The organism is Hydrogenophilus hirschii (genome assembly GCF_054656675.1).
Genome location: NZ_BAAHXQ010000001.1, coordinates 591,914 through 603,571, shown reverse-complemented (window position 1 = coordinate 603,571; position 11,658 = coordinate 591,914). Strand labels below are relative to the sequence as shown.

The 11,658-nt window shown below is 61.6% G+C and carries 10 protein-coding genes; 3 read left to right on the top strand and 7 right to left on the bottom strand.

Annotation, left to right across the window (positions count from 1 at the left end; translation table 11 throughout):
• Position 1: 1 nt before the first annotated feature.
• A complete protein-coding gene (locus tag ACYQ4Z_RS03040; RefSeq protein WP_219972532.1) occupies positions 2-1,285 on the bottom strand; it encodes a TRAP transporter large permease in 1,284 nt (427 codons plus the stop codon).
• Positions 1,286-1,891 (bottom strand): TRAP transporter small permease, encoded by a 606-nt coding sequence (locus ACYQ4Z_RS03035; protein WP_459860007.1) that lies wholly within the window; start codon positions 1,889-1,891, stop codon positions 1,286-1,288.
• 70 nt (positions 1,892-1,961) lie between these two features.
• On the opposite strand from ACYQ4Z_RS03035, the gene ACYQ4Z_RS03030 reads away from it, so the two are divergent.
• Both ACYQ4Z_RS03030 and ACYQ4Z_RS03025 read left to right on the top strand, forming a co-directional pair.
• On the top strand, positions 1,962-3,875 hold the full coding sequence (locus ACYQ4Z_RS03030) for a sensor histidine kinase (RefSeq protein ID WP_459860006.1): 1,914 nt from the start codon (positions 1,962-1,964) through the stop codon (positions 3,873-3,875).
• Between the two features lie 9 nt (positions 3,876-3,884).
• Positions 3,885-4,511, top strand: a complete 627-nt coding sequence (locus ACYQ4Z_RS03025; protein ID WP_459860005.1) for a response regulator transcription factor — start codon at positions 3,885-3,887, stop codon at positions 4,509-4,511.
• A 19-nt stretch (positions 4,512-4,530) separates the two neighbouring features.
• On the opposite strand, the gene purB is transcribed toward ACYQ4Z_RS03025, so the two are convergent.
• The 3 genes from purB to secA all read right to left on the bottom strand — a co-directional run bounded on the left by purB (position 4,531) and on the right by secA (position 10,007).
• Positions 4,531-5,898 (bottom strand): adenylosuccinate lyase, encoded by a 1,368-nt coding sequence (purB, locus tag ACYQ4Z_RS03020; protein WP_438438959.1) that lies wholly within the window; start codon positions 5,896-5,898, stop codon positions 4,531-4,533.
• Positions 5,899-5,969: 71 nt separating this feature from the next.
• Positions 5,970-7,214, bottom strand: coding sequence for a bifunctional glutamate N-acetyltransferase/amino-acid acetyltransferase ArgJ (gene argJ / locus ACYQ4Z_RS03015; protein ID WP_285614487.1), 1,245 nt, complete (start codon positions 7,212-7,214; stop codon positions 5,970-5,972).
• Between the two features lie 39 nt (positions 7,215-7,253).
• Entirely contained in the window at positions 7,254-10,007 is a 2,754-nt protein-coding gene (gene secA, locus ACYQ4Z_RS03010) for a preprotein translocase subunit SecA (protein ID WP_459860004.1), read from the bottom strand.
• Between the two features lie 42 nt (positions 10,008-10,049).
• On the opposite strand from secA, the gene ACYQ4Z_RS03005 reads away from it, so the two are divergent.
• Entirely contained in the window at positions 10,050-10,559 is a 510-nt protein-coding gene (locus ACYQ4Z_RS03005) for a DciA family protein (protein WP_219972537.1), read from the top strand.
• On the opposite strand, the gene ACYQ4Z_RS03000 is transcribed toward ACYQ4Z_RS03005, so the two are convergent.
• Both ACYQ4Z_RS03000 and lpxC read right to left on the bottom strand, forming a co-directional pair.
• Entirely contained in the window at positions 10,521-10,703 is a 183-nt protein-coding gene (locus tag ACYQ4Z_RS03000) for a hypothetical protein (RefSeq protein WP_459860002.1), read from the bottom strand. The genes ACYQ4Z_RS03005 and ACYQ4Z_RS03000 overlap by 39 nt on opposite strands.
• Before the next feature lie 2 nt (positions 10,704-10,705).
• Complete coding sequence (gene lpxC, locus ACYQ4Z_RS02995; protein WP_459860000.1) at positions 10,706-11,653, bottom strand: UDP-3-O-acyl-N-acetylglucosamine deacetylase; 948 nt, start codon at positions 11,651-11,653, stop codon at positions 10,706-10,708.
• Positions 11,654-11,658 lie beyond the last annotated feature (5 nt).

Genomic DNA, 11,658 nt, shown 5'->3' with positions numbered 1-11,658 from the left:
TTTACATCATCCCCAGCGCTCGCGGCAACCAAAGCGAGAGCGTGGGCCAGTAAGTCACCAAAATCAAAAAGAGCAGCATCGTGAAGAGCCACGGCAACACCGAGACGCTCACCTCGGTGAGCCCCGCACGGGTGATGCCGCTTGCGACAAAGAGGTTGAGTCCCACCGGTGGCGTGATCATGCCGATCTCCATATTGACGGTAACGACCACACCGAAATGGATCGGATCGATCCCAAGCGCTACCGCGACCGGAAAAAGGATCGGCGCAAGGATCAAGATGACCGAGCTCGGCTCCATCAAACTACCGGCAACCAACAACAGGATATTGACGATCAACAAAAAGCCGATTTGACCCAGCCCCATGTCGATGATCGCCTGCGCCAGCATTTGCGGGATCTGCTCACTGGTGAGGATGAACGAAAAAACCACCGCGCCCGAGATGATGAAAAAGAGCATCGACGCCATGTTCGCCGATTCGATGAACACCCGCGGCACGTCGCGCCAAGTGAGGTCGCGATAGACGTAGAGTGCGATGAACGCGGCATAGACGGCGCTCATTGCCGCAGCCTCGGTCGCGGTGAAAATGCCCGCGTAGATCCCACCCATCACGATCAGGATCAGCATCAACCCCCAAATGGCGTCGCGAAAGGCCTCCCAGCGCTCTCGCCAGCTCGCTTTCGGCTGCTTGGGGAAATGGTTTTTCTTCGCCTGCCACCAGGTGGTCGCGGCAAGCATCAGGGTGAGCACGATCCCGGGAACGACCCCCGCCATGAAGAGCGCACCGATCGAAGAGTTCGTGGTCACCGCGTACATCACCATCACGATCGACGGCGGAATGAGGATGCCCAACCCACCTGCGGATGCGACCGTACCGATCGCAAAGCGCTGGGAAAAGCCCTGCTTGAGCATCGCCGGGATGAGGATCGAACCGATCGCCAACACCGTGGCCGGAGAGGAGCCCGAAACGGCCGCAAAGAGTGCGCACGCGGCAACCGCGGTCATCCCCAATCCCCCGGTGATGTGACCGACCATCACGTTCGCAAAGCGGATCATCCGGCGCGCAACCCCCCCGCTGGTGAGAAAGTTACCGGCCAGAATGAAGAACGGGATTGCGAGCAGCTCGAATTTTTCCACCGCCGACATCATTTTGAGGGTGACCGATTCGAGCGGCACATTGGCCAAAACCCCCATGAAGAGGAAGACGGTGAGGCCAAGCGCGACCCCGATCGGCATCCCGACAACCATCAAGAGAAAAAGCAAACCGAAAAGAATCGCCGCGTTCATTTACGACTCCTCCAACCCAGCAACGTGAGCGACCTGGTGGCGCGGCAACTCACCCGTACGCCAGAAACGGATCAGCACCTCCAAAAACCGCCACCCCATGAGCATTCCCCCGATGGGGATGATCAGATAGACCGCCCAAGACGGCCATTCGAGATCGGGTGTCACCGAGCCTTCGAAATAGGGCCCCGTGTCCCAACCCAGCATCTCGTAAAAGGCGTACGCCAAACCGTTCTCCCACACGAACAACGCCCCGAACCAGGCTGTCAACGCACTGAAGAGGATCCCGGCACCAAGCCCCAACGTCACGAGGAGCGCGCGCGTTTTGCCCGTAGCCCGCTCCGTGACAATATCGACGCCGACGTGAATTCCCGTCCGCACCCCATACGCCGCGCCGATTTTGGCCATCCACGCGGCACAGATGAGCGCGAACTCCTGCGCCCACCCCAAATCGCGCGCAAGCAGCCAATCTTGCAGATAAGGGATGGGCACACCGCTCAGATAGCGATGGACAACCGCGACGAAAATCACCCCGGTCGTCAATGCCAGAAGAAAACCGATCAGCCACTCTTCGAGGTGGTTCAGGATTTGCCGGAAACGCATCGTCATGCCCCAACAGACCAGAGATGCGGCGCATTGTGCGACAATCGTCCGCGAAACGCTATCGTGGAATTCCACTATGCGCCGCTTCGCTCAGCACAACCCACTCTTTTGGCCCCCGCTCATCGCTGTACTGACCCTGATGCTCGCGCTCGCGGCAACCGCAGGGTACCAATGGCTGAGTCTCGAAGCGCAACGCACCCAACAGCGCATTCAAGATACGCTCTGGTTACGGCAGTATCTGACGTTTCAACTCGACGACCTCGCTGCCAAGTTGAAAGGCACTGTCGAGGCGATCAGTTCCCCCGACGGAGCCATTTCGTTCACGGCTTCGAAAACCTTGCTCTTTCGTCAGCACCGCGAACTCACAGCGCTCGAGATCGTCCCGCACGCATCGCGCGCTTTACGTTGCCAAGCTGAGCAACCGTGGTCGTTCGTTGCCTCCGACCCGGGAAAAAGCGAACTGGTTTGGTGCCACCCCCTTGCCGACGGACTGGCGCTCATTGCGCACATCGACCTTGCCACCTTCTTGGCGCAAGCGCCGTGGTGGGTGCTGCAGCACTACCACGCAGCGCTTTACGATGCGCAAGGCGAACTGCTCGCGCAAAGCGGCGCACCCACTACCGAGGCGCCGGAGTCGCGCTATCGCACCGTCGTCACGCTCCCTGGGGTCGAATGGATGGTGGAGCTGGCTGGTGACCCGCTGGTCACGCCCTTTGCGCAGCGGCTCCTGCTCACTGCAAGCTTCATCTTGGGGTTGGCCGCGATCGTCGCGATCGGATTTGCGGCCCGCGCTGCCAGTGCGCGTTTGCAAGCCCTCAAAGCGCTCAAAGACGAAGTGGCGTTTCGCCGCGCGATGGAGAATTCGTTGCGCGTGGGGCTCCGCGCGCGCGACCGTGAAGGCAAGATCCTCTACGTCAACGACGCGTTTTGCGCGATGACCGGCTTTACGGCACGGGAACTGATCGGCCGTTCGCCGCCCATGCCCTATTGGGACCCCCAGAAGCAAGAAGAGACCGAGGCGTTGCACCGTAAGATCCTTGCCGGCGAAGGCCCTACGGCAGGTTTCGAGATCGGGTTTCGTCGCAAGGATGGACGACCTTTGGAAGCGTTGGTTTTCGAGGCCCCGCTCGTCGATGGAGAAGGCAAGCAGATCGGGTGGATGGCTTCGATCATCGACGTCACCGAGCAACGGCAAAAGGAGCGCGAGATCGAATGGCAGCGCAACCGCCTGGCCGCCCAAGCACGACTCGTTACTCTCGGTGAGATGGCGGCAGCGATCGCGCACGAACTCAACCAGCCGCTGTTGGCGATCGCGAGCTACGCCAGTGGCGCGCGCCATCTGCTGCAGCAGGACGCAAACAGAGGCACTGCTGGGGACAACCCAACGGGCGCTGCGCTCAGCGACGCGCTCACGGCGATCGAACGCCAAGCGTTACGCGCGGGCGAAGTCGTGCAGCGGATTCGTCAATTCAGCCGCCACCGCGAACCCCTCTACGCGCCCCATGCGATCGGGAAACTGATGACCGAAGTCGTTCAACTGGTCGAGCCGCTCGCGAAGCGATCCGGCGTCCACATTCAGGTGACCCCTGGACCGGAGATCACGGTCGAGGTCGATGCGATTTTGCTCCAACAAGCGGTTGCGAACGTCTTGATCAACGGCGTCGAAGCCGCCGCGGAGCCCGAAGCACGGGCGCGGCGAGTCGCGCTCACCTGGCAAGTGGATGGGGATCAATTCGCAATCGTGCTCCGCGACTGGGGGCCGGGGATTGCGGAAACGGCATGGCAACGCCTCGACGAAGCGTTCATCACCCACAAACCCGACGGGCTCGGTTTGGGGTTATGGGTGACCCGCTCGGTGGTCGAAGCCCATCGCGGACGACTGACGATCCGCCGCCACCCAGACGGCGGTACCGAGGTCATGTTGCGCTTTCCGCGCCAAGCCACCCACGCCGCTCGTAGCGCCTCTCCTCAACCCGCTGCCGCGCATTAGGGAGCCGTGATGACGTCTGAAATCACCGTATTCCTCATCGACGACGACCCCGATGTGCGCCAAGCCCTCTCGTGGCTGTTGCGCGCCCATCGCTTTTGCGTCGCCACCTTTGCTTCGGTCGCCGACTTTTTGGCCGCGGTCACGCCGCAAGCGCGCGGGGTGATCGTGATGGATCTGCGCATGCCCGAGATCGACGGGCTGGACGGCCAGGCCTTGTTGCGGCAACGGGGCTTTCAACTCCCGATCCTTTTTCTCACTGCCCATGGCGATGTCCCCAGTGCAGTGGTCGCACTCAAACAGGGTGCGTTCGACTTTTTGGAAAAGCCGGTCGAAGGCCAGGCCCTGGTTGCCCGAATCCAGGAAGCGCTGGCGTTCGAAGCAAAGCTCTGGTCCGAACGGCAGCGTGAAGCGCAGTGGACAGATGGGTTGGCGAAACTGACCGAACGCGAACGCGAGGTATTGCGGCTGACGCTACAGGGACTTCCCACCAAAACGATCGCCGATCGCTTGGGGATCGCGGTTCGTACCGTCGAGGTGCACCGCGGGCATTTTTTCGAAAAATTGGGGGTAAAAAGTGCGCTCGAACTTGCAGCGCAGATGCCGCCCCACCTGCGGGCGGAAATCGAAGCATCATGACCGCAAGCACGCGTCCTGCTCAGATCCGCCGCGCGAGTTCGCTCGCTTTACCGGTGTAGTCGTGCGGGGTCATCGCCAGCAGACGGTTTTTGACCGGCTCCGGCAACGGCAAGTCCGCGATGAACGCACGCAGCCGTTCCGCGGTAATTTTCTGTCCCCGGGTGAGCGCTTTGAGCTGTTCGTACGGATTGGGCAAGCCATAGCGCCGCATCACGGTTTGCACCGCTTCGCCCAAAAGTTCCCAGGCGTCGTCAAGATCGGCAACGATCACGTTCGCATCGACGTCGAGTTTTCCAAGGCCACGCGCGAAACTGTCGAGCGCCAAGAGGGTGTGGCCAAACGCCACGCCGAGGTTGCGCAGTACGGTGGAGTCGGTCAGGTCGCGCTGCAGACGCGAAATCGGCAGTTTTTCCGCAAAGTGGCGCAAGAGCGCGTTCGCAACCCCTAGGTTTCCTTCGGCGTTTTCGAAATCGATCGGATTGACCTTGTGGGGCATCGTCGACGACCCCACCTCCCCCGCTTTGAGCCGCTGGCGGAAATAGCCGAGCGAAATGTAGGTCCAGAGGTCGCGCGCAGCGTCGATCACGACCGTATTGACGCGAGCGACCGCGTCGGAGAATTCGGCGATCGCGTCATGCGGTTCGATTTGGATGGTGTAGGGGTTGAACGTGAGCCCCAACGATTCGATGAAGCGGCGGTTGATCGCTTCCCAATCGAGCTCCGGGTACGCGGCGGTATGGGCGTTGTAGTTCCCCACCGCGCCGTTGAATTTTGCGGTAAGCGTCACCGCGGCGATCGCAGCGCGCCCTTTTTCGAGCCGCGCGACGATATTCGCAAACTCTTTTCCGAGCGTCGTCGGGCTAGCGGGTTGGCCATGGGTGCGCGACAGCATCGCCAGATCGGCGTGCGTGTGTGCCATCGCGCGCAGCGCTTCGATCACGGCATCAAGGCGCGCCAATACGACGTTGCGGCCAGACGCCAGCATCAACGCATGCGCGACGTTGTTGATGTCTTCACTGGTGCACGCAAAATGGACGAACTCCTTGGCCTTGGCAAGCGCGGGCAACGCGGCCAAACGTTCTTTGAGCCAATATTCCACCGCTTTGACGTCGTGGTTGGTCTCGCGCTCGATCGCTTTGATGCGGGCGGCGTCTGCGGCCGAAAATTCACGCGCGAGCCGCTCGACCTCGGCGCGTGTCGCCGCGTCGAGCGGTGGCACTTCGGCGATCTCGGGCGTCGCTGCCAAATGGAGGAGCCAAGCCACCTCGACGCAGACGCGCGCGTGCATCAAACCGAATTCAGAGAAGATCGGCCGCAGCGCGTCGAGTTTTTCAGCGTAACGACCGTCGAGCGGTGAAAGCGCGAAGAGCGCAGCGTGCGGCGACAGCGATTCCTGCACCTCAGGGTTGGGAAAAAGAGAAACGGTTGGGCACGTCGTTTCGGTCATCGTCGTAGTCCTCAGGAGCGATACTCGGCGTTGATCTTCACGTAGTCGTAGGAAAAGTCGCAGGTCCAGACGGTTGCTGCGGCGTCGCCGCGCCCCAGGTCGATTCGAATCGTGAGCGCGTCGGCTTTCATGATCCGCACGCCGTCGGCCTCTTGGTACGAGGCAGCCCGACCACCCTGTTCGGCGACGAGCGTCTCTTCTTCGGCATTCGCCAACCAAACCCGTACGCCAGTGACGTCGAGATCGGCAATCCCAGCGTAGCCGATCGCCGCGAGGATCCGGCCCAGGTTGGGGTCGGAAGCGAAGAGTGCCGTTTTGACGAGTGGCGACTGGGCCACCGCATAGCCCACCTGACGGCACTCGCCACGATCCTTGCCGCCAGTTACCGAGACCGCGACGAATTTGGTCGCGCCTTCACCGTCACGCACGATCGCTTGCGCGAGCCATTGGGCCAGCGCCAGGAGCGCTTCGCGAAAGCGGCGCGAATCGGTGCAGGTCGCATTCCCCCGAAGGAGTGGCCCGGTGCGCTGCGTCGCGATCACGACGAATGAATCGTTGGTCGAGGTATCGCCATCGACCGTGATCGCGTTGAACGACTCGTCGGCGACTTCGCGAACCAATGCCTCGAGCCAGTGGGGATCGACCCGGGCGTCGGTGGCGATGAACCCGAGCATCGTCGCCATGTTGGGCCGGATCATCCCGGCCCCTTTGCTGATGCCGGTAAGCGTCACCGTGCTGCCGTCGGAGAGTGTCACGGTTCGGCTGGCCGCTTTCGGCACGGTGTCGGTGGTCATGATCGCTTCCGCTGCGTGCGCCCAGCCGGTGGGGCTGAGGGTTGCGACCGCGTCGGGGATCCCGGCGAGCACTTTCGCGATCGGCAGCGGTTCCAGAATCACGCCGGTGGAGAACGGCAAGACTTCGGTTGCGGTAACGCCCAGCGCTTCTGCGACCGCGGCACAGGTGGTCCGCGCGTCGGCAAGCCCCTGCGCTCCGGTGCCCGCGTTGGCCACCCCGGTGTTGATCACAAGCGCACGCACTTTTCCACCCGTTGCCGCAAGATGTTCGCGGCACACCTGGACCGGCGCGGCGCAGAAACGGTTTTGCGTAAACACCCCGGCAGCGATACTGCCCGGATCGAGCGCGATCACCGTGAGGTCGCGGCGGTTTGCTTTGCGAATCCCCGCTTCGGTCACCCCCAATCGAACCCCCGGGACCGCCTGCAAAATTTCTGGTTGAAACGTCAGACCAACAGCCACTCTTTACCCTTTCCTATCCAACCGCTTGCCCAGAGCGGTTCACACCAAACGGCCGTGACAGTGTTTGTATTTCTTCCCCGATCCGCACGGGCACGGGTCGTTCCGCCCCACCTTGGGAAGCGCATGGCGGAACGGTTCGCCCTTGGTTTCCGCTTGGCCAGCGCGTTGCCCGTCGCTTTCCGATTCTGCTGCGGTCGCAACACCCGCGTCGGGATGTTCGAAATGGAGCGCTTTGAGTTCCGGTTCCTGTTGGGCCACCGCCTCGACCGCTTCCGGCGCTTGAATCCGAACCGTCATCAGGATTTGTGTGACGTCGCGGCGAATCGCCTCAAGCATCGTTTCGAAAAGCTCGAACGCCTCCCGCTTGTACTCCTGTTTCGGGTTCTTCTGCGCGTATCCGCGCAGGTGGATGCCTTGGCGCAGGTGGTCGAGCGCTGCAAGGTGTTCGCGCCAGTGCTGGTCGATGCTCTGAAGGAGCAGCGAACGTTCGAACTGTGCCCATGCGTCTGGCTCGACGAGCGCTTTCTTCTCGGCGTAGGCCCGATCCGCCGCTTCCAGGATTCGCGCCAGCATCGCTTCGTCACTCAGCTCCGGTTCCGCTTCGAGCCACGCTTTGACCGGGAGCGGCAATGCGAATTCGCTGGCAAGCGTCTGCTCGAGTCCGGTAAGATCCCACTGCTCGACGATACTGTCTTGCGGTACGAAGGTACGGAACGTGTCGCGCAAAACCCCCGCGCGCATCTCGTCGATCATCTCCGCGACGCTCGCGGCGTCGACCACTTCGTTACGCAGCGCATAGAGCACCTTGCGCTGTTCGTTCGCGACGTCGTCGTACTCCAACAGTTGCTTGCGGATATCGAAGTTGTGCTGCTCGACCCGCCGCTGCGCGGTCTCCAATGCCCGCGTCACCATCGGATGTTCGATCGCCTCCCCCTCGGGCATTTTGAGCCGCACCATCAACGCATTGAGTCGGTCGCCCGCAAAGATCTTGAGGAGCGGGTCTTCGAGCGAGAGGTAGAAACGCGACGAGCCGGGGTCGCCCTGACGACCGGCGCGACCGCGCAATTGGTTGTCGATACGGCGCGACTCGTGCCGCTCGGTCCCGATGATGCGTAGCCCCCCGGCTTCGATCACCCAGCGATGGTTCTCTTCCCACTCCTTCTCGAGCGCTTCGATCTTCGCTGCTTTTTCGCTTTCGGAAAGGTTGGGGTCGTTGCGGATCGCTTCGACCTGAGGTTTGATATTCCCGCCCAAGATGATGTCGGTACCCCGACCTGCCATGTTGGTCGCGATCGTCACCATCCCCGGGCGCCCCGCCTGAGCGATGATCTCCGCTTCTCGCGCATGCTGCTTCGCGTTGAGCACCTGATGTGGGATCCCCCTTTTTTTGAGGAGCCCAGAGAGGAATTCGTTCACTTCGATCGAGGTCGTCCCGACCAGCACCGGCTGACCGCGTTTGCGGCACTCTTCGATGTCTTCGATCACCGCTTGCCACTTCTCTTTTGCGGTGCGGTAGATCCGGTCGTTTTCGTCCTTGCGGATCATCGGCCGGTTGGTTGGGATGATCACCGTTTCAAGGCCGTAGATTTGCTGGAACTCGTAGGCTTCGGTGTCGGCGGTCCCCGTCATTCCCGCCAATTTTTCGTACATCCGGAAGTAGTTTTGGAAGGTGATCGACGCGAGCGTCTGGTTCTCGGCGCGAATCGGGACCCCTTCCTTGGCTTCGACCGCCTGATGCAACCCTTCCGACCAGCGGCGACCGGGCATCAAGCGACCGGTGAATTCATCGACGATGATGATCTCACCATCCTGAACGACGTAGTGTTGGTCACGATGAAAGAGCGCATGTGCGCGCAGCGCGGCAAAGACGTGATGCACCAAGGTGATGTTGCGCGGGTCGTACAGGCTCGACCCTTCGGGCAACAGCCCCTGTTCGGTGAGGATGCGCTCGACCTTTTCATACCCTTGTTCGGTGAGGAGCACCTGGCGCGCTTTGAGGTCGACGGTGTAGTCGCCCGGCGTCACCACCTCATCCCCTTCCATCTTTTGCTCGGTGAGCAGCGGGATGATGGCGTTCACTTTGACGTAGAGTTCGGTATTGTCGTCGGCCTGTCCCGAAATGATGAGCGGGGTTCGCGCTTCGTCGATCAAGATCGAATCGACTTCGTCGACGATCGCGTAATGGAGCCCCCGCTGCACTCGATCCTCGGGGCGATAGACCATGTTGTCGCGCAAGAAATCGAACCCGAATTCGTTGTTGGTCCCGTAGGTGATGTCGCACGCATAGGCCGCCTGCTTCGCCGCGTGGTCGATCCCTGGCAGATTGACACCCACGGTCAGCCCCAGGAAACGGTGCAATTGCCCCATCCATTCGGCGTCCCGTTTGGCCAAGTAGTCGTTCACCGTAACGACGTGCACCCCTTTGCCGGTAAGCGCATTGAGATAGGCGGGAAGGGTCGCGACCAAAGTCTTCCCCTCACCGGTGCGCATTTCGGCGATTTTCCGTTGGTGCAGCGCAATGCCGCCGATCAACTGGACGTCGAAATGGCGCATCCCCAGCACGCGCTTGCCCGCTTCACGGACCACTGCAAACGCTTCAGGCAGCAGCGTGTCGAGCGATTCGCCGTTGGCGAAGCGCTGTTTGAATTCCGTGGTTTTGTTTTGCAATTCGGTATCGGAGAGACGGGCGGTTGCTTCTTCGAGGGCGTTGATCCGCGCGACGATTCCGCGGTACTGTTTGATCAACCGGTCGTTGCGGCTGCCAAAGATCTTTTTCAAAAGCTTCGCGATCATGCTACATTCCAAGGCGATTACGCGTCAAAGGTGAAGTGTATCATGTCCTTTCAGCGTCTTCCGGAGGCGTTCGCGGGCGAATCGCGTCTGCGCGAATTGCAGCGTCAAGGGTTATGGTTGTGGCAAGTGCAGCAGGCGCTGAGCGAAATCCTGCCGCCCGAGTGGTGCGCGCAATTGAGCGTCGGCCGTTTTGAGGGGGGACAATTGACGGTGATGAGTCCGTCGGCACTGGTCGTCGCGAAATTGAAACAGATGACCCCAACGCTCATCGCGGAACTCAGTCGCCGCGGCTTTGCCGTCACGGCGATCCGCTGGCGGGTGCGGCCAGAGCTCGTGCAGACGCTCGCGCAACGCCCGAAAGCGCCGACGCATGCGCCACGCGGGTTGAGCCAAGCTGCGATCGCGGCGCTCACCGAGCTGCGCGCGCAACTTCCCGCAGACGACCCCTTGGCACAATCGCTCACCGCGTGGCTTCGCCGCGTAACGGAAAAAACACCCGCCGCAGGCCCCCAGTCACAGGGCAACGAGTCGTTCGAGCAAAAACAGCAGTAAGTAGAGAAGCAGAATCGCGCCGCCTACGCTCGCGCCGCGCAGCGCCCAGCGCACCCACCGCCGCTCACCGGTCACGAAATAGGCAGCAAGCGCCACGAGCACAGCCAAAATGGTGAGGACGAGGACGATACGAAACGCAATCACCGTCAAGAAACCGGAACGGCGTCAGGTATCGGCAGGAGGGAGGGGCGGCGATGGGGCCAGCCAACGCGATGACCCGCGGAGCTGGAATCGGTAAAGGTCACCCACTCCCACGCAGTTTGGTCGGCCAGAAGCGCGCGCAAAAGCCGGTTGTTGAGCGCATGCCCCGATTTGTACGCGCGGTAATGGGCAAGCAGCGGGTGCCCCAGCACGTAGAGATCCCCAATCGCGTCGAGGATCTTGTGGCGGACGAACTCATCGGGTCTCCGTAGGCCGCCGGGATTGAGCACCCGAAATTCGTCGAGCACCACGGCGTTCTCCAGGCTGCCACCGCGCGCAAGCCCCATCTGGCGCAACTGCTCGACCTCATGAACGAAACCAAAGGTACGGGCACGCGCCACCGCGCACAAGTAACTCTCTTCGGCAAAATCGACGACCGCTTCCGTCTTCGAGGCAGCGATCGCCGGATGGTCGAACTCGATCTGAAAAGAGAGCCGGAACCCGTCGAACGGCTCCAACCGCGCCCATTTGTCGCCCTCTTCGACCACGACCGGACGTTTCACGCGGACAAAACGGCGTGGTACCGATTGTGCGACCGTCCCTGCCTCCAGAAGCAACAAGACGAACGGCGCCGCGCTGCCATCCATGATCGGCACTTCGGGGCCATCGAGTTCGATCGTAACATTGTCGACACCCACCCCTGCAAGCGCCGAGAGGAGGTGCTCGATCGTTCCCACCCCGACATCCCCGCGACGAATTCCGGTGCAGAGACGGGTCTCCGCCACCGCGTCGGCGGAAATGGGGATCTCCACCGCGGGGGAATGGTCGATCCGTACGAATCGAATTCCGGCATCTGGGGGAGCAGGGAGCAGACGCAACGCGACCTTGGCTCCACTGTGCAATCCCACGCCAACGGTCTGGACGGGACGAGCGAGCGTTCGTTGCGGGATCACGGACG